The sequence below is a fragment of the Pseudomonas sp. AM4(2022) genome, from assembly GCF_036346515.1.
GTDB classification, from domain to species: domain Bacteria; phylum Pseudomonadota; class Gammaproteobacteria; order Pseudomonadales; family Pseudomonadaceae; genus Aquipseudomonas; species Aquipseudomonas paracarnis.
In genome coordinates, this window is record NZ_JAOTNW010000001.1 from 233,089 (window position 1) to 253,518 (window position 20,430).

The following is a 20,430-nucleotide window of genomic DNA, read 5'->3' on the forward strand; positions in this document are numbered from 1 at the left end:
TCACTGCTCGTTGCGTGACAGCGCCACTGCCACGCGATCCTCCAACGCCTTGACCTGCGCGCCGGCCACCACGTAGTTGTTGGTCAGCATCGCGAACACCAGCTTGCGCCCGCCGGCGTCGGTGATGTAACCACTCAATGACGACACACCGCCCATGGAGCCGGTCTTGGCGTGCAGGTTGTTTTGCGCCTGCGTGTCGCGCAGACGGTAGCGCAGGCTGCCGCCGGTCATGCGGTCGGTGTTGCCGGCAATCGGCAGCGCGTTGTACCAGGCGTCGAACCACGGCTGTTTGCTGGCGGTCAGCAGCAGGTCGGTGAGGGTTTGCGACGACACCAGATTGCGCCGCGAGAGGCCGGAGCCGTCGACCTGACTGAACGTGCTGGTGTCCAGCCCCTGGCGCTTGAGAAACCCGGCCACCGCCACGGCGCCCGCCGCTGCCGTGCCGCTATTGGCGGTCTGGCGGCCCATGGCCTTGAGCAAGGCTTCGGACATGTTGTTGTTCGAAAGCTTGAGCAGCGGCGTGATCAACTCCTGCAACGGCGCCGATTGGTGCTCGGCCAGCACCGTCACTGCAGCCGGGCTTGCCCCGCCCATCACTCGACGCCCCAGTACGGTGATGCCCTGTTGCGCCAAGGCTTGTTCGAATAGATTCGCGACCAGTTGCGTTGGCTCCCAGACGCTGACCAATTGCTGGCTCTGCCGCCCCGGCGCCACTGCGCCGCTGAGCTGCAACAGGTTGGTGCCATGGCGACGGTTGATCCCATAGCTGTTGCCCGGCCCACTGATGGCGCGGTTGCTCAGTTGCAGGTAATCGGTGGGCGGGAAGATCTCGACACTCACCGGCGAGCCGGCCCGCACTGGCGCCTTGGCCGTGACCAGCACGCTGCCCGCATCAAAGTCCGCATTGGGTGCCACGGTCAGCGCCGAAATCTGCGCGCCGTAGTAGGTGGTTTCGTCATCGTGGGACCAGTCGACACCCAACCGCTCAGCGTCGAACCAGGTGTCGTCGAACACCAGATCGCCCTGCACCTGACGCACGCCCTGGCTGGCCAATTGCGCGGCCAGCGCCTGGTAATCGGCAAACTGAATACTCGGGTCGCCCAGGCCACGCAGGTACAGGTTGCCGGTCAGGCGGTCGCCCTGGCGTATGCCATTGCTCAGCAGTTGGGTGGCGAAGCGGTAGTGCGGCCCCAGCACATCCATGGCCGCCGCCGTGGTCAACAGCTTGAGGTTGGACGCGGGCACCAACCGGGTGCGTGGGTTGTGCTGATACAGCGTGGTGCCCGTGCGGGCGTCACGTACCATCAGCGAGACCGTAGCACCTTGCAACGCCGGATCGCTCAACAGTTTATCCAGGGTTGCCGGAGTGGAAGTTTGGGAGACGCTGGCGCAGCCGCCCAGTAAAAAACTCAAACCGACCAGCAGGGTGCCGGTGCGTAACCATTTTCCAAAGTGCATCGTTGCGTTTTCCATAAGCATGCAATGGCGGCAACGCTAACAGCTCGCTATCAATGTGGCGACCGCTTTCCTGTGGGAGCTGGCTTGCCTGCGATGCAGACAACTCGGGGTATCAGGCAAACCCAGCCGATGCCATCGCAGGCAAGCCAGCTCCCACAGATAAATGAATCAGAAGGTCAAGGTGCTGGACACCGACACCTGCCGCGCATCACCCATGGACACAAACTGCGTATTCACCGAGGACGTGTAGTAGGTGCGGTCGAACAGGTTCTTCACATTGAGCTGGAACTTGACCTTCTGCCCCTCAAGCCTTGTGTCATAGCTGGCGAACACATCGGCCACGGTGTAGCTGGGCAGTTCGAAACTGTTGGCCGCGTCCCCTGCCCGCTCGCCGACATAACGCGCCCCGGCGCCGACGCGCAGTTGATCACCACCCAGGATGCTGCCGAAGTCATACACCGCCGACAACGAGCCGGTATTTTTTGCCACATTCTGCAGGCGATTGCCTTTGAGCTTAGGGTCTTCGGTAACCTCGGCATCGGTGTAGGCATAGCTGCCAATCAGGCTCCACTTGTCCGTCAGTTGGCCGCTGGCGTCCAGCTCCAGACCGCGTGAGCGCACCTTTCCGGCCACGCTGTACTCTGAGGTCAGGCCCTCGCCCACCTGCACCAACACGTTGCGTTTATCGATGGTGAACAACGCTGCGCTGGCGGTGATGCGCCCCGGCAGGTCGAACTTGGTGCCCAGCTCCCAGGCCTTGGATTCTTCAGGGTCGAGACTGCCATCCAGCACGGTTTTGTTGGCCAGTGGCGCGATGGTGGAGTTGGGTTTGAACGACTCGGTGTAGCTGCCGTAGAACGACAGTTCATCGGTGTAGCGATACACCAGCCCGGCCCGTGGTACCCACTTCTGGCCGTTGCCATCGGTGTTGGCGGTGAACGGCACGCCTTTGCCAGCGTATTGATCGTACATCTGATAGCGCGCACCGCCGACCAGAATCCATTGGTCGTTGAGGTGGATGGCATCCTGGAAGAACAGCGAATCGCTGCGCAGCAGGTCAGTCTGGTTGCTGTCCGGCGCGCTGACTTTGGAACCGGCGACTTCATTGCCGTACACCGGGTTGTTGTAATCGAAGGTGCCCCGCGGCGCTTGGCGGATCAGGTCGGCGCGGTAGATCTTGCGATATTCATCGTCCAGGCCGAATACCAGGTCGTGCTGCATACCCGCAACATCGACCTTGCCTTCGAGGCTGGCGGTGGCGAAGCGGTCGGTGGTCAGCGCGCCCTGGGTGCCGTCCATGCTGCGGGTCAGGGTGCCGTTGGGGTTGACCTTGACCACGCGCACCTGGCTGGCGTCGTAGGTTTCGCGGTTCCAGCTGTAGCCGAAGTGAGCTTTCCAGTCGTCGTTCAGATCATGATCGACGCTCAGGCGGTACAGATCGGAGCGCCCTTCCATGTTGTTGAACGGTTCATCCAGACGGCGGGTGGCGGGTATGTTCAGCGGGTGGTTGGTCTTGGGATCGATGGCGGTGCCACGGTCGAACGGCGCGAGGAATTCGCGGTGCTCATAGGCTAGCACCACTTGGGTGGTGTCGCCGTACCAGGCCAGGGACGGCGCCACCAGGGTTTCGCGGTGGGTGCCGTAGTTGCGCCAGTAATCTTCGTCTTCATGGTCGACGATCAGGCGATAAGCCAGGCCGCTGTCACCCAGGGGCCCGGTGGTGTCGAGGTTGCCGCCGCTACCGTTCTTGCCGCTGCCGAAGCTCGAACCGCGTGCGGTCAGGGAGGTGGACTGCACCAGCTCAGGCTTTTTGCTGACGATATTGACCACGCCACCCGGGTCCTGGATGCCATACAACAGCGACGACGGGCCCTTGAGCACTTCGACACGCTCGGCGGTGGCATTCAACGCCCGGCCCTGCACCACTGGCATGCCGTCCTTCATGATCGAGCCATTACGGTTATCGCCAAAGCCGCGCAGCATCACCGCGTCCTGGGTGCTGCCCAGGGTATTGGACTGGGTGATGCCGCTGATATTGCCCAGCGCATCATCCAGGTTGCGCGGTTGTTGGTCGCGCAGCACTTGAGCCGGGACTACGTTGACGGTCTGCGGGGCTTCCAGCAGCAACCCATGGGAGCGCATTACCGAACTGGTCGGCGGCGGTTGGTAGCTGGTGCTGTCCTGAGTGAAGTTGGCGCCGCTGATGGTAGTAGCGCCGAGGTTGACCGCGCCATCGGTAGGCACCGGCTCCAGCGCCAGGGTGCGGGCGTCGATCTGGCGGAAGGTGAAGCCGGACTGGCTCAACAGGCGTTGCAGCGCCTGGCTTGCAGTCATCGGCCCGCTGACCGCCGGGGCATTGAGGCCGTAGGGCGCTTCATCGGTGTAGATCACGCTGATACCGGTGATCCGGCTGAACTCGCTCAGGGCCTGGGGCAATGGCTTGGCCGCCAGGGCAAACTTGAATTGAGCGCTTTGCTGCTCCTGCGCCTGGGCAATGCCAAGCGGCAACAACGCCAGCCCCGATACCGCTAATGCCGAGGCTCCCAGCCACTGTTTGATCCAACCGCCCGCCGTCGACTTCATGCTGTGAGAACCCGTGTGAAAAACGCTGTTAATGCGAATAGATCGCAGTTTCAAGCATTACACGGATGGGTCGAGGGTTTACCTCACCTTTTTATGCAAATAATTTTGTTTAGCCGCCCTCGCGTCCTCAGGAGGCGTTGGTGGGGGAGCCACTTGCCGCCAGGCACTCCTTGGCGCTCTTTTTCAACTTCTTGATCAAGCGTTCCTGACGCAGCGCTTCGCCTTTGCTCTCGCATTGCTCGGTGTACACCAGCGCCACCGCAGGGCTGGAGAGGAAAAAACGCGCACCCTTGCCGCTCTGGTGCGTGGCAAACCGGCGCAAAGGGTCGTTGCTGATGCCGCAATACAACGAACCATTGGCGGCGCGCACCAAATAGACAAACCAGGGTTTTGGCTCAGGAGTATTCACAAGTTGATTCGGTTAACGCAAGGGAGCGCCCAGTCTATCAACGCCCGCTCTGAAATACCTTCAGGCCTTTATTGGCCTGCGCGCGCACGGCGTTTTTCACCAGCGGCGTCCACCCCAGCAACAGGCCCTTGGCACCCAATGCCTGGCGCGACCAACGCCACAGGTCAAAATGGTCGTGATGCTCGCAGATCTTGCCGTCGCGAAACACGAACCGCGCCTGGATATCGTTGACCACCGTATTGCCCGTCGCACTGAACAGATACGTCGCCACCCAATGGGCACTGCCACCCGTTTCATCGCTGCGCACTTGATCGAATACCAGGGAAAAGTCCTTGGCTCGCGTGGTGAGCATGCGCCACATGTCGCCGGCATCCCGACCGCGCAATTCGCCAAATGCCGGGTCACTGAACAGCACGTCGTCGGTGTAGCAGGCCGCCATGGCTTCGGCATCCAGCCGCTGGAAGGCGCTGTAGAACTGGGTGATCAGGGCGTTGTGGGCATCACTCATGAGCAGGTTCCGCACAATGAACAGGGGGCTGAACAATAGTCCGCGTCACAGCAGAAAGCTATGGCTTTACCCGTAAGGAATGCGTGATGCCTCCACAGCGTTAAAGGTAGACGACGTCGAGCGTAGCGCTACCGTCTATGTAAACTTCCTCGGCAATCGGCAAATTCCTCTTTTCCGTCAGGGTCGTGGCAACGCCCACTTGCGCACTGAATCTGGTCATTGGAAAAGGCGCGCTACTGCTGTCGTGGGCGGTACGCATCCAGCCGGGCTGCCACATCGACCGGTCGGGTGCATCCACCCAGGTATTACCATTCGGGGACTCGATTAAACCAACAGGGTTATCGTCGGCGGTAGCGTTAGACGTTGACAGTTCGTACCAACCGATTTTCTTCCCGGCGCTGGTCAGGCCCAGACCAAAACGTGATAAGTCTTCAGGCTGGCCCCAGTACGCCGGAACTGCAGTGCCCGGACGATTATCCGTACTCTTGACGGCCATCAGTACCGGCGCATCACAGATCACCTCAAGCTGAAGTGTGGCCTTTGGAAGTACTTTGTAGCCCCAATCCGGGAAGTCCTGAATCGAGATTTTGCCATGGTCGACCACCCCATTACCCGACAATGTGGGTGTACAGGCGGAGGGCGTGATCACACCGACGACACTGAGGTCCACACTGGAGGCGGCCATTGCATTGGAAACACCGGCCAGCACAAACGCGGCGGTAATAAGTACACGAGAGGGATGCATATAAGCGCTCACTTGCGGTCGTTCAACTACACAGGACAAAAGGCACTTGCACGTGCGCCATCAACCTGCATGTTCGACTCATCTAATAGACTAGGGTTTTGGGACGGCCATCGCACATATTGCAAAGGCACCGTGGCTACTTTAAAGACAGCCCCTTTAAAGCCCCATACAACTAATACGAATTGAAAAAAACACCGGCTAGTTTCAGCTCCGTCATAAAACTGTAACTTTCTAAGGCACCATTCCCGCATCTCGGGCGTAAGCAAACAAGTCAACGTCGGTAGAAATACTCAATCGCTGCATGGCGGTGCTTTTCTGCTTGCTGATAGTTGAAATACTGCGATTGACCTGTGCTGCGATCTGGCTGACGGTCATGCCGCTGGCCAGCATCCGCACCACCTCACGTTCCTTGCCCGACAACTGCGGCTCTTGGGATTGGTCGCCCGTTCCCGCCTCCACCAGTTGCACTCGCAAGCACTCGCTGGCAAAGGTCTGCCCGGCGCACACGGCCTTTATCGCCAGGGGCAGTTCCTTGGCCGAAGCGCTTTTGGCGACAACCGCCTTGGCACCGTGAGCGAAAGACGCGCGCAAGGTGGCGACGTTGGCGAACATGGTCACCAGAATCACCGGCAGCTTCGGATACTGGCGATGCAGCAGTCCCAACAAGCCATAACCGTCAGCGTGCTGGCCGCCCGGCATGGCGAAGTCCGTGACGAGCACATCGCACGGGGTGGTGCTCAATACCCCAAGCAACTGATCAGGACCGTCGGCTTCACCCACTACTTTGCACTTGCCATTCGCCTCAATCACGACTTTCTGCCCGACTCGGACAATAGGATGATCGTCAGCAATAATTACTCGAAGCATAGATACCCACGCATGATGGCAACTTGGACCCGCGCAAAATACCCCCGCCAGCGCTCATCAACAACTGCTAACAAAGAGCTGCTTGCAGCCGAGACCAATATTCAGTAGTGGTTAATTTTCGGACTACAACACAATAGGAAAATACCTACAACCAAAACTAGACCGCCAGCCGTGCATACAGCCCAGCGGGTTAGCCCTTCAAATGCTGGATAAGTACTCCAGACACGCACACAAGCGTGCCTGGAAGATTTCCAAATGCCTAGCGTGCATTGCAACACCACCGGTCTGCACTTGCCTGATCAACTGCGTAGCCGTGGATTCAAGGTCGGAGCCCCCCAGGAACACCAGACTACCCACCAAGCGATGAAGGCGCTCGGCGGCCAGCGATGCGTTCAGGGTCGAACAGGCATGACGCAAGACACGATGGTCCTCCCACGCTTCGACCAGCAAGCTTTCGAGCAACGAATCAACGACCACGTCGCTGCCGAACGTGGCAACCAACGCGGCACGGGTTGGCCAACTGGCAACCGGCACAATGCCCTCCTGGTCGGGCTGGGAGACATCGCAGCCTGGCAACCAGCGCACCAATAGGGCATGCAATTGCTCAAGGGTCAGCGGTTTGAGCAGCCAGGCATCCATTCCGGCGTCGAGACATCGCTGAGGGCTGTCGTTCTGCAAATTGGCGGTCAAGGCAATGACCGGCACACGCTTTAACCCATGGTTGCGCTCACGCTGGCGGATGGCGCGGGCCATGCTGTAACCGTCCATGAATGGCATCTGACAGTCGCTGATCACCAAGTCAAAGGGCCGGCTGGTAAAGGCCACCAGCCCCATGAACCCGTCGGCGACCAGTTCGTGTCCCAGCCCCAGCTTGTGCAACAGCCACCCCAGTAACAAGCGGTAGGCTGAATGGTCCTCTACGACCAGAATATTCAACTGTTGCCAATGACGCGGCACGGTTATCTGCGGTTTGAGTGGCTGGCTCGCTCCTGCGGTTGAACCTGAAAGCGAACCCATTAGTACCTCTTCGTGACTATTGATCCGACAGCAGCAATCGCCACATCCATTTGAATGTTATCGACCGCAAACAAATAACCTTTTGAGCAATTAAAAGCCGATACAACAACTACGAAAAACCTCACTTATTCATGGCGACCGCCGCACCTGATCAATGTCGTATTAGTTGTATTTCAACCGCCTCTCTCCCTGGCTAAATTGTGCCCACCCCAAAAGAGGGACGGTTTGCCACTCCTCACAACCGCAAAATCGACAGAGCGTCACTGAGCAATCTGCCCCACCGCGGATCGAGGGTTGCTCTGCATACGCCTGCACCTGCCAGCCCGTAATGGAAAATTGAAATGACGATCTCTGTATCCGTGCTGAGCAGCGCTTTGCTGCTCACGATGACTTCACTCGCGTTCGCCGCCAGCAGCGTGGACCTGACCGTCAAAGGCCTGATCACCCCCAGCGCCTGCACCCCGAGCCTGAGCCAGGGCGGCGTGGCGGACTACGGCAAGATCGCCGCCAAGGATCTGCGCATCAATGAGCCCACGCCCCTGCCGATCACCACTCTTGAATTTGGCGTGGCCTGTGAGGCTGCCACACGGTTTGCCCTCAATGCCGTAGATAACCGTCCAGGCTCGGGCACCGAGGCCAGCTATTCGTTTGGCCTGGGCTTGATTAATGAAACAGAGAAGCTCGGCAACTTTGTGATGCTGCTCACCCACTACGTTGCGGACAACCTGCCGGTTACCAAGCTGGCCTCGAGAGACAACGGCGCCACCTGGGACGCCAACAGCGAAGACGCAATCTGGATGCGCGGACGGCTCGCCGCTTTCGGCGACGACTCCACCGGCAACTGGGCACCCAGCGCAATGACGAGATTGAGCAGTGACCTGATCATCCAACCCTACATCGCCCCTTCCGGTGAGTTGACACTGACCCAGGAACAACCGATCGACGGCTCCGCCACCGTGGAACTGTTGTACCTGTAATTCTCTTTTGAAGTTCTAACCCACCCCCAAGGATATCCACTCGACCATGAAGGTACTCACGTTCAGCCTGACAGGCATGTTGCTGCTCTGCCCGCCAGCATTCGCCAACAGCAACACCGAGTTGCTGGTCCAGGGCGTCATCACTCCCAGCGCCTGCGCCCCGGTGGTCTCCGGCGGTGGCATTGTCGACTTCGGCAAGGTGTCGGTCAAAGACCTCAATACCCACACCTATACCGACTTGCCCAGGGAAACCATGCGCTTGAGCGTGCGTTGCGACGGGCCGACTTTTTTTACCCTCAACACCATCGATAACCGCCCGGGCACGGCTGCCAGCCACTTCAGCTGGCACGGCCTGGGCACCACGGCCAACGATGAGAAAGTCGGCGACGCGGGGCTTGGCCTCTACAGCCCGATCGCCGACGGCGTACCGGTGCGCACCATTACCTCAAGGGATGGCGGCTCGACCTGGATGCCCTCTGTGATGCTCAGTCACACCTTGCTCACGGCGGTTGCCAACAACGACGACGTCACCCCCATTGCGATCCAGGAACTGGACGCCGAGATACGCCTGATCACCCACATTGCACCCGCCAACGACCTGACGCTTACCGACGAAGTCCCCATCGACGGTCACGCCACTGTGCAAGTCAATTACCTCTAAGGAACCCGCACCATGAAAACCCGCTTGACCACCCTGGCCGCCAGCCTTTTGCTGCTCAACTCGGCCGCCACCTTCGCCGCGTCCACCGTTGACCTGACCGTCAAAGGCCTGATCGTGCCCAGCGCCTGTACACCGAGCCTGTCCGGTGGTGGCGTAATCGACCACGGCAAGATTTCCGCCAAGGACCTGAACCCGGACAAAAATACGATTATCGGCAACAACACACTGAGCATGGCGGTCAATTGCGACGCGCCGATCCAGTTTGCTCTGCACTCGATTGATAACCGCACAGCGTCAGGTTCTTCGTTGAGCTACGGATTGGGCTTCATCAACGACACCCAACGACTGGGCGGATACAGCCTCACGTTGGTCAACCCGGTCGCCGAAGGCGGCGTAGTGGTGCAACCGATTGCCTCGGGTGACCAGGGCAATACCTGGTACCGCGAGAAATTCTGGGATCCGGGTCTGTACATGTCGGTCGCCTCGATGGATGACGATACGCAGCCGCTGCCGGTCAAAGACCTGCGTGTCGATCTGGACGTCCAGACCTTTATTTTTCGCGCCGATGGCCTGGACCTGAGCAATGAGGTCACCATCGACGGCTCCGCCACCCTTGAAGTGAAGTACCTTTAACCCATGGCGGCCCATCCCTTGAACATTGACAGGCATGGGCTGCGCCTGCCGATGCCTGTGTTGGCTGCACCCGCCCGTCTCTGTGCCGCCGTACTGTGCCTGCTCATCGCGTTCGAGGCACACGCGGGCTCGTTCGTCGACCTCACGGTAACCGGCCGGGTCACACCGGACTCCTGTCATATCGAGCTGACGGACGAGGGCATGGTCGATCACGGCAAGATCCCGTCCCACAGCCTCAACGTCGACGAGTTCACCGTGCTGCCCAGCCAGATGCTTGATCTGCACGTGCTGTGCACCCGGCCCATGCTGTTTGCACTGGTGGGCATCGACAATCGTGCCGAGTCGTCACTGGCGCCCGACTACTTCTATGGGCTGGGAAGAAACATACACGCCCTTGAGGAGCGTCTCGGTTCCGTAGCGTTGTCCTATCGCGACGCCCTGGGCGACTCACAGCCGCTGCAGGTACTGGCCTCCATCAACAGCGGCGAGACCTGGTCACAAGACCCCAATGCCTACCCACGTTCCTACATGGCCTTCGCGCCGCCCGGTGACCGTCAGCCGGAGTTCATCAGCCAGTTGCTAGTCAGGCTGCAGGTGGACACGGCCATCAACTTTTCGCAGTACCTGACACTGGACCAGGAAGTCCCTCTGGACGGCTCCATTGTGCTGGATTTGCGCTACCTCTGACCCAACTATCGCCTAATGGAAAACCGTCATGACCATGACACGCTCAAACACCGCCGTCGGCCTCCTGGCCCTGCTACTGGTGCTGGGTAATCCAGTAAAAGCCGATGGCATGGTACCCGACACCTCCGTGGTAATCGTGCACGAAGCCGCCGTGTCGGTGACCAACACCGACAGCCAGCTCGCGCTGCTGCATGTGACCTTGCTGGATATTCCAGAAGACACCGAACCATTGCTGGTGGTGACACCACCGCTGTCACGGGTTGAGGCGTCCAAATCCCAGCTGGTGCGGTTCATCCTGCAGAACCAGCAGCCGCTGCTCACTCAGCGACTCAAACGCGCCGTGTTCGAAGGCATGCCGCAAGGTCGCGCCGCCACTGCCGCCGGGCATGCCCGCGTGGGCGTGACGGTGCGCCAGAACCTGCCGGTAATCGTGCACCCCAAAGGCCTGGCGCCGAACCGCACACCGTGGACCGACCTGACCTGGACCCTGCGCGACGGCCAATTGCAGGTGCGCAATGACACACCCTATGTGGTGCGCCTGGCGCAGGAGCTGCTGCTGTTGCCAGGTAACGGCAAAGCCATGCTGCCGCGCACCTACGTGCTGCCGGGCGAAGCCATCAGCGTACCGGCCAGCGGTGGCCGGGCCAGCACAGTCAGGCTGCAGCCGGCCACGGTGTATGGCTTTGCGGTCAAGGCCTACGACGCACCGATCACCCTCTGACGGAAAACCACAGGCGTCGCACCATCGACCGACGCCTGGATAACGAAGTGACGGCATATCGACCGTCACCAGGACGCCGGGCGCACACGGCCTGAGTGTTCATTACAAGAGTACCTTGCGTGATAACAGTATTGAGTTACCGTGACGGCGAAGCCGTGCCCGCCATCCTTGCCAGGCCGCCTTTGCCGTTGGCGTTGCTGCTCTGCGCAGTGCTGTCGACCAAAGCCTGGGCCGATGATTCGAGCCCGGCCGGCTTCGACACCCAGACCTTGCATCAACGTGGCATCGACCCACAGCTGGCCAGCCTGTTGCTGGCCGCACCGCGCTTCGTCGCCGGGCGACATACCGTCCACCTGCGGGTCAATGGCGAGCGACGCGGTCAGCACGATGTCAGCTTTGATCAGCAGGGCAACCTGTGCTTTGACCGGGCCTTGCTGGACGCCGCCAACCTGCAGCGGCCCAGTGAAACCGAAGGTTGCCAGGACTTCCTTGGGCAATATCCGCAAAGCCTGGTGGAGCCGGATCCGGCGACACTGACGGTATCCCTGGTGGTGCCCACCGAAGCGCTGCGCCCGGTGCAGCAGGATATTTCCGGCTACGAAACCGGCGGATTTGCCGCTCTACTCAATTACGACCTCAGCGGCTTCTACAACCGCTTCGGCGATGACGCCAGCCGGTTTGGCTCGGCCAATACCGAGGTGGGTTTCAATGCCGGCGACTGGATCGTGCGCAGTCGCCAGGTGCAGACCTGGCAGGATGGCCTGTCACGCAGCACCCACTTGGAAGCCTATGCTCAACGCACCTTCGCCAGCCATCGGGCAGTGCTGCAGGCCGGCCAGATCAACCTGTACAACCCGGTGCTATCGGGCGCACAGATCACCGGGGTGCAAGTGCTCACCGAACACGCCCTTCAGGAGCAGGGCCAGGGCGCGCTGATCCAAGGTATCGCCAACAGTCCCGCCCAGGTCGAAGTGCGGCAGAACGGTGCGTTGATTCACTCCACCGTGGTGCCTGCCGGCCCCTTTGCCCTGACCGATGTGCGCCGGTTGAATACGCGCTCGGATGTGGAGGTCACGGTCAAGGAAAGTGTCGGCGGTGAGCGACGCTTCACTGTGCCGGCGGCCATGCTGGGACTCGGTTTGCCAGCGCCGGGTTACTCCGTGGCGGCGGGCCGGGTACGTAATGTCGGCGACGCCAAAGGGGATGATCCATGGGTGGTCAGTGCCGGCTGGACAGGCGCCCTGCATCCTCAAGTGACCTTGGGCAGCGGCGTGCTGGCGGCCAGCGAATACCGCTCGGTGGGCGCCAGCCTGGGCTGGATTCCCTGGCTGGACAGTCAGGTCCAACTGTCCACGCAAGTGTCCAACACCCAGGCGCGTGAAAAAGTCTCCGGTGTGCAAACCGATCTTTCCTGGTCCCAGCGCCTCAACGAACAGTGGTCATTCAGCGCCGCCAATTCCTGGCGCAGCCCCGGCTACCGCGAACTGGAAGAGAGCACCTACGAGCGCGACGACCGCAATCGCGCTTCACGCTACCGCGACCAGCAAAGCCTCAACCTGGGGTGGTCGCACCCAATACTGGGTGCATTCAGCGCCGGGGTTTCGCGCTCATCCAACTTCGCCGGCGACAGCAGCAGCCGCGCATTGGCATCCTGGGGCACCAGTATTGGCGCGGTGTCTTTGTCAGCCAGCGCCGAATGGCAAATGGGCGGCAGCCAGCAACAAGATAACGCGGTTTACCTCAACATCAGCGTGCCGCTGGGCGAGAGTCGCCGACTGCGCAGTTGGGTACGCAACTCCGGCGGCGAAAACCGCACCGGCATGGGCGTAACCGAACAGATCGACGACCAGCTCAGCTACCGGGTCAGCGCCGAACATGACAGCAGCGATCATCAGGTGGAAACCACCGTCGGCGTCTCGGCCTTGCCACGCTACAGCCAACTCGACTTCAGCTACAGTCGTTCCGATGCCGAGCGCTCCAGCTATCAAGGGGGTGCCCGCGGCGCAGTGGTGATGCACGGTGGCGGCGTGACCCTTTCCCCCTACCCGGTGCGCGACACCTTTGCCCTGGTGTCCGTCGGCGACATGAGCGGCATCAAGCTCAGCACCCCCAGCGGGCCGGTCTGGACCGATTGGCAAGGCCAGGCCGTGGTGCCGCAAGTGGCCGCGTACGGGCGCAGCCCGGTAGAAGTCCAGACCCGCTCGCTGCCGCGCAATGCCGATATCAACAATGGCCTGGCAATGATCTCGGCCGGACGCGGCGCGGTGGACAGGGTCGAGTTCGGCGTCGGTTTGACCCGCCGTGTGTTGCTCACCGTCAGTCACGACGACGGTGAGCCGCTGCCTGCGGGCGCCTCCGTCAGCAGTGCCAGTGGCGAGTTTGTGACCTTGGTGCAGGACGGCAGCCAGGTCTTTCTGCCCAACGTACTGGATCAAACGACGCTGTGGATAACCACACCCCAGGGAGGCCGTTGCCAGTTGCGCTACCAACTGGCAGCCAAAGCCGATCCGTCGGTGTACTTCGAATCGGCTCCCGCACGTTGCCACGTACCTTGAGGATTTCTGTCATGCCCCTTGCAACCTGTATGCGCTCACTCTGTATGTGGCTACTGCTCGGCATTGCCGGCACGGCCCAAGCCTTGGAAGAATGCCAACTGAACGTCAGTGAAACGCTGGTAGATTTCGGCCTGATGAGCCGCCTGGCGCAACACGACGGCGCGCCGGAACGCTTGCTCGGTGAGCGCCGCCTGAGCGTGAACGTCAACTGCCCGCAGGCCGAAGACCTAAGCCTCTTCTATCGGGCGCTGGCTGCCACCCCGCAGCGCCTGCAATTTACCGAACACGGCAGCTATGCCATCGAGGTCGGCAATGCCGTGCTCGACGGTCGCGCCGTTGAATTGGGCTTGCTGACCGCTGCCGGCCAGCCCCCCGTGATGAGTGCAACGGTACTGGAATGGCGTCCCGGGCATGGCATCGCACCGATTGAACAAGGTGCCGTGCTCATGGGCAAAACCCTTTCGTTGCAACTGACGCTACGCGCCTGGGCCGGTGCGGCGGCAATACAAGCCAGAGACGCAACTACCTGGGAAGTTTCTGGAATGCTGTACGGCGCGAGCCACGGCCGCTACCGGGAACTGACGCTGCGCGCGCACTTTGCGCCCGTTGCTTGCCTGCCGACACTGTCGGACCACGGCGTGGTCGACTATGGCACGTTGTACGCCAAGGACCTCAGCGCCACCAACGAAACACCCCTGCCCACCCGTACGCTGCGCCTGAACGTGAGCTGCGACGCGCCGATCCGCTTTGGCCTGCGCATGAAAGACAACCGCGACGGTTCGGCCACCGGCGGCACTGATGAAACAGCCTATGGACTGGACCTGGACGCCAGCCGTAACAAAATCGGGCGTTTTTATTTGACCATCGACCCGGGGGAATTCAGCGCCGATAGCTTTCCCACCTTGTACCGCACCGACTCCACCAGCAATGGCGTGGCGTGGAGCAGTTCCACCGCCCGGCAGATCCCCATGGCGGCCAACAGCCTGCTGGGTTTTACCGACAAGACGGGGGTCACCACCGGGCCGGTGTCCATCCAGACACTGACCGGCACGATGCGCATCAAGACGTATCTGGCGCCCATGCAAAGCCTGGATCTGCGTGATGTCGTGCGCATCAATGGGTCCGGCACTATCGAAATCGTCTACTTGTAGGAGTTCGCATCATGAAAAGACACCTTCTTTGCAGCCTGTTTTTATGCGGCAGCGCCCAGGCACTGGCGGCCTCCACAGTTGACCTGAGCGTCGAGGGCCTGATCATTCCCGCCGCCTGCTTGCCACAACTCTCCAGCGGCGGCCTGATCGACTACGGCAAGATTGCCCAACAAGATCTGAACCTGGAGACCGCCACGCGCCTGCCTGTCAAGAACCTGCACATCGGCATTGCCTGCAACGGCCCCGTGCGCTATGCCTTGCGCATGGCTGACAACCGCGACGGCTCGGCCATGGTCAGCAGCGAGATTTACTACGGCCTGGGGTTCGATAACAGCGGCAACCGCCTGGGGGTCTACTCCATGACCTTCGACCCTCGGCAGACGCAGGCCAGCAACACCGCACAGATCTACGGCACCGAATCCACCACCGGTGGCCTGGCGTGGCGAACCTCCAACCTCAACCCCATCGACATCGGTTCCAGGAGTTACCTGGGCTTCACAGATGTCGAGGGCAGCGTCAGCGGGCCCATGGCAATCGCTATCCTGGGAGGCATCGTCACGGTGCAGACCGTGATCAATGCGCGCAAGAATCTGGACTTGAGCGTGGAAACACCGCTCGATGGCTCGGCCACGCTGGAAGTGGTGTATCTCTAGACTTTCTCGCTGGTGACTTGCACATAGCGCGCACGTCCGGCGCCGAGGCCCGCGACGATGGCGCCCAGGCCGATCACGGCGAAGATCCAGCCGATAGCCGTCCAGCCGCCGGTCCAGTCATGCACTAGGCCGACCGCGAAAGGGCCGAGGGAGGCCAGGGTGTAGCCGATGCCTTGGGCCATGCTCGACAGGTTGGCCGCCACATGGGAATCGCGTGAACGCAACACGATCAGGGTCAGCGCCAGGCTGAACGTACCACCCTGCCCCAGGCCCAGCACAATTGCCCAACCCCACAGGCCATCCAGCGGCGCGTACAGGCACCCGAACAAGCCGCCGAGCGTCAGCAGCATCACCACCACGATCGCCAGGCGTTGGTCCTTGCCCCGCGTCGCCAGCCACGGTGCGGCCAGGGAGCTGAGCAGTTGCACGATGATCGAGCCCGACAGCGCCAACCCGGCTTCGGTCGCGCTCAGGCCGCGGCCGATCAGGATCGACGGCAACCAGCCGAACACGATGTAGGCCAGTGACGACTGCAGGCCCATGTACAGGGTGACCTGCCAGGCCAGCGGATCGCGCAATAAACCCTTCACTCGATAGGCCACACGATGGGCTCCGTGCTTCTGCCCAACCTGGGGCAACCAGACCAGGGCCGCCACCAGGGCCGGCAGAATCCAGAAGCCCAGGCCGATCTTCCAACTGTCGCCAAAGGCGTGGCTCAGTGGCACGGAGGCACCGGCCGCCATGGCGGCGCCCAAGCACAACGCCATGGTGTAGACACCGGTCATGGCGCCGGCCTGCCTGGCGAAATCGCGCTTGACGATACCCGGCAGCAACACGCCGATGATGCCAATGCTGGCGCCTGCAACCAGGCTACCGAGGAACAACCCCACCTCACCGAACGAACTGCGCAGGATGATCCCCGCGGCCAGGGTCAGCAGGATGCCGAGCACTACGCGCTCGGCGCCGAAACGCCGTGCCAGCATCGGCGCGGTGGGTGCAAACAGGCCCAGGCACAGCACCGGCAAAGTGGTCAGCAAACCGGCCTTGGCGGCGGACAAGCCCAAACTGCTCGAAACCTCTGCCAGCAACGGCGACAGGCTCGACAAGGCCGGGCGCAGGTTCAAAGCCACCAACACCAGGCCCAGCAACAGCAGCCATGGCCGAACCACGCTCGGCTGCGCCTGCTGCACGCTGTCGTCGTCAGCTTCGGCGTCGATCAACAGTTCTTCGAGTTCGGTCTTGCGTGGGGCTTCAGGGTTCATTGATCAACTGCCGGCAGAGGGATTTGGCGCGGTCCGGGTCTTGTTGTTCCACCGCATCGAGCAGCGCTCCATGCAGGTCGAACACCGCCTGGCGTCGCGGTGAGCGGTTCAGGGTCTGGCGCAGTTGCGCGCCGACAATGGCGGAGAAGTAGTGGTACAGCTCGCTCAAGGCCGGGTTGTGCGCCGCATCCACCAAGTGCTGGTGGAATATCAGGTCGGCGCTGATATAGGCCTCCAGGTCACCGTGATAGCGGTCGGCGCTGAGGTCGAGCGCCTTGCGCAATGCCTCAAGGTCCGCTTCGGTACGACGCAATGCAGCCAGGCCAATGGCCTCCACTTCCAGAATCTGGCGCGTCTCCTGCGCCTGCTCCAGCGTGCAATGGGACAGCGCCCGCATTGTGCCCAGCGGGTCGGTCATCGAACGCAAATAGCTACCGTCGCCCTGGCGGACTTCGATCAAACCCGAGAAGGCCAATACCCGCAGGGCTTCACGCACAGTGTTACGGCTGATACCCAACTCGGCGGACAACTCGGGCTCGGTGGGCAGGCGCTCGCCGATGGCCCATACGCCTTGGGAGATGCGCAGGCGCAGTTGCTCCAGTGCCTGGTCGACCAGGGAACGTTTGATCAGCGGGGCGATGTCTGTCATGGGTTTAGCGCTTTCGTCCAATCATAGGATGAATTTTCCTACAGGCTATTCGGAGTTGCCTACAAAGGCAACGCACTAGGGTTCTTAGGCAGGAAAAGGAGCAGTATTTTCGATTGGTAAAATTACCCTTAGAGGGTAATTATTGGACTCAGGTGTCTTATGGAAAAGTACACACCTCATTACGATTTGGCCCTGATCAAGGCGCAAGTCATCCGGCTGGGCAACGGAGCATTTACGGCAAGTGCGCGGGAGAGCGCTCGACAACTTGAATTGAGTATCGGCCAGATGCGGTTGGCGGTCTGCGCCCTTGAAAAGCGAATGTTGTACAAATCAATGACAACCTATTCAGACCATCGGGTATGGCAGGACGTCTATCTCATCAAAATGTACGGTACGGAGATTTACATCAAGGTGACTTACCGCTCAAGCGGTGGAGCTCCCGTAATCTCCTTCAAGGAGAAAACCTTATGAAAACCCAACAATGCGTGAATTGCGGAGCCCATGAGGGAATGCAGCATTTCGAAGGTCGCACCTTCACCATCAACACGCGCGGCATGATGCGCGACATTCCAAACATCGCGGGCTGGGAATGCCAGGTCTGTAAGGAAATCGAATTCGATCATGACGATGACAGCGCAGAGCGTTATTCCGACGCCAGTGACCAATTATTGATTGATGGCAGAAAAATCATCGCTGCCGAAATGAAGCGAATCCGTCGCAAACTGCATCTCACTCAGAAGGACGCCGTGAAGCTTTTGACTGTGCGTGGGCAAAATTCATTTTCTCGCTACGAAAGGGCTGAGGTTTTCCCTCCTGAACCATTGTTTACACTCATGCGCCTACTGGATAAGCATCCGCATCTACTAGCCGAGATCGAGGCGCTCAATGTCGGCGATGACCTCAATCGCCTGCTCATAGCAAAAGATGAGCAACAACTTGCGGCCCAAGCCTCCTGAGCAGATCAACAGGCAAAAACAAACCCGGCACCAGGCCGGGTTTGTTTTTTAACCTTCCATCAATGCAGTATCTGGCTCAAGAACAACCGGGTCCGCTCATTCTGCGGGTTATCAAAGAAGTCATTCGGTGCCGCCTGTTCAACGATCTCACCCTTGTCCATGAAGATCACGCGGTTGGCCACGGTGCGCGCAAAGCCCATTTCGTGAGTCACGCACAACATGGTCATGCCGTCTTCGGCCAGGCCAATCATGGTGTCCAGAACCTCTTTCACCATTTCCGGGTCGAGTGCCGAGGTCGGCTCGTCGAACAGCATGATTTTCGGTTTCATGCACAAGGCACGGGCGATGGCCACACGCTGTTGCTGGCCGCCGGACAGTTGCCCCGGAAACTTGTGGGCCTGCTCTGGAATGCGTACACGCTCAAGGTAGTGCATGGCAATTTCCTCGGCCTTGCGCTTGGGCATCTTGCGTACCCACATCGGCGCCAGCGTGCAGTTTTGCAGGATAGTCAGGTGTGGGAACAGGTTGAAGTGCTGGAACACCATGCCCACTTCACGGCGGATCGCTTCGATCTGCTTGAGGTCGTTGGTCAGCTCCACGCCATCGACCACGATGCGGCCTTGCTGGTGCTCTTCCAGGCGGTTGAGGCAGCGAATGGTGGTGGACTTGCCCGAGCCCGACGGGCCGCACAGCACGATACGCTCGCCCTGCTTGACGTTGAGGTTGATGTCTTTCAACACATGGAACTGGCCGTACCACTTGTTGACGCCCTGCATCTGGATAATGCCTTCAGGGCTCACAGGCTGTTTGATTGCTTCGCTCATCAAAAAAACTCCTAACGCTTGTGGCCAGTGTCGAGCTTGCGTTCCAGATGCATGGAATAGCGCGACATACCAAAACAGAAAATCCAGAACACCAGGGCGGCGAACACGTAGCCTTCAGTGGCCATGCCCAGCCATTTGGGGTCGGCGGCGGCTTGCTTGACGCTGTTGAGCAGGTCGAACAGGCCGATGATGATCACAAGGCTGGTGTCCTTGAACAGTGCGATGAACGTATTGACGATGCCCGGTATCACCATCTTCAAGGCTTGCGGCAGGATCACCAGGCCCATGCTGCGCCAGTAACCCAGGCCCATCGCCGCAGCCGCTTCGTATTGCCCCTTGGGAATCGCCTGCAAGCCACCGCGCACCACCTCGGCCACATAGGCCGACTGGAACAGGATCACACCGATCAACGCCCGCAGCAGCTTGTCGAAGTTCATGCCTTCAGGCAGGAACAGCGGCAGCATCACCGAAGACATGAACAGCACGGTGATCAACGGCACGCCGCGCCAGAACTCGATGAAGGTCACGCAGACCACCCGAATGGCGGGCATGTTCGAACGCCGTCCCAGCGCCAGCACAATGCCCAGCGGCAAGGCGCCGGCGATGCCCACGGTGGCGATCACCAGAGTCAGCATCAGGCCGCCCCATTGGCTGGTCGCCACGTTGCTCAGGCCGAACACGCCGCCGTGCAGCAAGCAGTAGGCGATGATCGGGTACAGCACCAGAAAGCCCAGGCCGTAGATCGCCTTGCGTGGGAAACGCGCGATGAATAACGGCGCCACGCCGACGATGGCCAGCCATACCGTCATGTCCACGCGCCAGCGCAGGTCGACAGGGTAATAGCCATACATGAACTGCCCGAAGCGCTGTTGGATAAACACCCAGCAGGCGCCCTCCTTGGTGCAGTCGGCGCGGGTGGTGCCCACCCAGTTGGCATCGAGGATGGCCCAGTGCAGGATCGGTGGCACCACCAGGTACACCAGGTAGATCGCCAGCAAGGTCAGCAGTGTATTGAGCCAGCTCGAGAACAAGTTGGCGCGCATCCAGGCCACCGGCCCGAAGACTTTGCTCGGCGGTGGCATGTCAGGTTTGAACGTATGCGTAGTCATGGGTG

The 20,430-nt window shown here is 60.6% G+C and carries 21 protein-coding genes; 10 read left to right on the forward strand and 11 right to left on the reverse strand.

What is annotated here, in order from left to right; all coding sequences use genetic code 11:
* The 7 genes from dacB to ODQ19_RS01055 form a co-directional block, all read right to left on the reverse strand.
* Positions 1 to 1,458, reverse strand: a complete 1,458-nt coding sequence (gene dacB, locus ODQ19_RS01025; RefSeq protein WP_330209129.1) for a D-alanyl-D-alanine carboxypeptidase/D-alanyl-D-alanine endopeptidase — start codon at positions 1,456 to 1,458, stop codon at positions 1 to 3.
* Positions 1,459 to 1,626: 168 nt separating this feature from the next.
* Positions 1,627 to 4,041, reverse strand: a complete 2,415-nt coding sequence (locus ODQ19_RS01030) for a TonB-dependent siderophore receptor (RefSeq protein ID WP_330209130.1) — start codon at positions 4,039 to 4,041, stop codon at positions 1,627 to 1,629.
* Between the two features lie 127 nt (positions 4,042 to 4,168).
* Positions 4,169 to 4,450: a GIY-YIG nuclease family protein gene (locus tag ODQ19_RS01035; RefSeq protein WP_330209131.1), complete on the reverse strand. Its 282-nt coding sequence runs from the start codon at positions 4,448 to 4,450 to the stop codon at positions 4,169 to 4,171.
* A 37-nt stretch (positions 4,451 to 4,487) separates the two neighbouring features.
* Complete coding sequence (locus tag ODQ19_RS01040; protein ID WP_330209132.1) at positions 4,488 to 4,958, reverse strand: nuclear transport factor 2 family protein; 471 nt, start codon at positions 4,956 to 4,958, stop codon at positions 4,488 to 4,490.
* A gap of 100 nt (positions 4,959 to 5,058) precedes the next feature.
* Complete coding sequence (locus tag ODQ19_RS01045) at positions 5,059 to 5,703, reverse strand: DUF1120 domain-containing protein (protein WP_330209133.1); 645 nt, start codon at positions 5,701 to 5,703, stop codon at positions 5,059 to 5,061.
* Positions 5,704 to 5,934: 231 nt separating this feature from the next.
* Positions 5,935 to 6,570 (reverse strand): response regulator transcription factor, encoded by a 636-nt coding sequence (locus tag ODQ19_RS01050; RefSeq protein WP_330209134.1) that lies wholly within the window; start codon positions 6,568 to 6,570, stop codon positions 5,935 to 5,937.
* Positions 6,571 to 6,768: 198 nt separating this feature from the next.
* Entirely contained in the window at positions 6,769 to 7,587 is an 819-nt protein-coding gene (locus ODQ19_RS01055) for a response regulator (RefSeq protein ID WP_330209135.1), read from the reverse strand.
* Between the two features lie 341 nt (positions 7,588 to 7,928).
* Between ODQ19_RS01055 and ODQ19_RS01060 the strand changes: the two genes are divergently transcribed.
* The 8 genes from ODQ19_RS01060 to ODQ19_RS01095 all read left to right on the forward strand — a co-directional run bounded on the left by ODQ19_RS01060 (position 7,929) and on the right by ODQ19_RS01095 (position 15,625).
* The gene (locus ODQ19_RS01060; protein ID WP_330209136.1) at positions 7,929 to 8,564 is read left to right on the forward strand and encodes a DUF1120 domain-containing protein; all 636 of its coding nucleotides are present in this window, start codon (positions 7,929 to 7,931) and stop codon (positions 8,562 to 8,564) included.
* Between the two features lie 46 nt (positions 8,565 to 8,610).
* Positions 8,611 to 9,225: a DUF1120 domain-containing protein gene (locus tag ODQ19_RS01065; RefSeq protein ID WP_330209137.1), complete on the forward strand. Its 615-nt coding sequence runs from the start codon at positions 8,611 to 8,613 to the stop codon at positions 9,223 to 9,225.
* A 12-nt stretch (positions 9,226 to 9,237) separates the two neighbouring features.
* Positions 9,238 to 9,858: a DUF1120 domain-containing protein gene (locus tag ODQ19_RS01070; RefSeq protein ID WP_330209138.1), complete on the forward strand. Its 621-nt coding sequence runs from the start codon at positions 9,238 to 9,240 to the stop codon at positions 9,856 to 9,858.
* Positions 9,859 to 9,861: 3 nt separating this feature from the next.
* A complete protein-coding gene (locus tag ODQ19_RS01075; RefSeq protein WP_330209139.1) occupies positions 9,862 to 10,545 on the forward strand; it encodes a DUF1120 domain-containing protein in 684 nt (227 codons plus the stop codon).
* 28 nt (positions 10,546 to 10,573) lie between these two features.
* Entirely contained in the window at positions 10,574 to 11,266 is a 693-nt protein-coding gene (locus ODQ19_RS01080) for a fimbria/pilus chaperone family protein (protein WP_442962715.1), read from the forward strand.
* A gap of 119 nt (positions 11,267 to 11,385) precedes the next feature.
* Complete coding sequence (locus tag ODQ19_RS01085) at positions 11,386 to 13,821, forward strand: fimbria/pilus outer membrane usher protein (RefSeq protein WP_330209140.1); 2,436 nt, start codon at positions 11,386 to 11,388, stop codon at positions 13,819 to 13,821.
* An 11-nt stretch (positions 13,822 to 13,832) separates the two neighbouring features.
* Complete coding sequence (locus ODQ19_RS01090; RefSeq protein ID WP_442962716.1) at positions 13,833 to 14,972, forward strand: DUF1120 domain-containing protein; 1,140 nt, start codon at positions 13,833 to 13,835, stop codon at positions 14,970 to 14,972.
* Between the two features lie 11 nt (positions 14,973 to 14,983).
* On the forward strand, positions 14,984 to 15,625 hold the full coding sequence (locus tag ODQ19_RS01095) for a DUF1120 domain-containing protein (protein WP_330209141.1): 642 nt from the start codon (positions 14,984 to 14,986) through the stop codon (positions 15,623 to 15,625).
* Here ODQ19_RS01095 and ODQ19_RS01100 read toward each other — a convergent pair.
* Both ODQ19_RS01100 and ODQ19_RS01105 read right to left on the reverse strand, forming a co-directional pair.
* On the reverse strand, positions 15,622 to 16,887 hold the full coding sequence (locus tag ODQ19_RS01100) for a CynX/NimT family MFS transporter (protein ID WP_330209142.1): 1,266 nt from the start codon (positions 16,885 to 16,887) through the stop codon (positions 15,622 to 15,624). The genes ODQ19_RS01095 and ODQ19_RS01100 overlap by 4 nt on opposite strands.
* Positions 16,877 to 17,536, reverse strand: coding sequence for a FadR/GntR family transcriptional regulator (locus ODQ19_RS01105; RefSeq protein WP_330209143.1), 660 nt, complete (start codon positions 17,534 to 17,536; stop codon positions 16,877 to 16,879). The genes ODQ19_RS01100 and ODQ19_RS01105 overlap by 11 nt, the downstream gene beginning before the upstream one ends.
* 159 nt (positions 17,537 to 17,695) lie before the next feature.
* On the opposite strand from ODQ19_RS01105, the gene ODQ19_RS01110 reads away from it, so the two are divergent.
* Entirely contained in the window at positions 17,696 to 18,007 is a 312-nt protein-coding gene (locus ODQ19_RS01110) for a type II toxin-antitoxin system MqsR family toxin (protein ID WP_120248696.1), read from the forward strand.
* Complete coding sequence (locus ODQ19_RS01115; protein ID WP_003188761.1) at positions 18,004 to 18,492, forward strand: type II toxin-antitoxin system MqsA family antitoxin; 489 nt, start codon at positions 18,004 to 18,006, stop codon at positions 18,490 to 18,492. The genes ODQ19_RS01110 and ODQ19_RS01115 overlap by 4 nt, the downstream gene beginning before the upstream one ends.
* Positions 18,493 to 18,551: 59 nt before the next feature.
* Here ODQ19_RS01115 and ODQ19_RS01120 read toward each other — a convergent pair whose 3' ends face one another.
* Positions 18,552 to 19,316: an amino acid ABC transporter ATP-binding protein gene (locus tag ODQ19_RS01120; protein ID WP_003188759.1), complete on the reverse strand. Its 765-nt coding sequence runs from the start codon at positions 19,314 to 19,316 to the stop codon at positions 18,552 to 18,554.
* A gap of 11 nt (positions 19,317 to 19,327) precedes the next feature.
* The gene (locus tag ODQ19_RS01125; protein ID WP_116667223.1) at positions 19,328 to 20,425 is read right to left on the reverse strand and encodes an amino acid ABC transporter permease; all 1,098 of its coding nucleotides are present in this window, start codon (positions 20,423 to 20,425) and stop codon (positions 19,328 to 19,330) included.
* Positions 20,426 to 20,430: the final 5 nt, after the last annotated feature.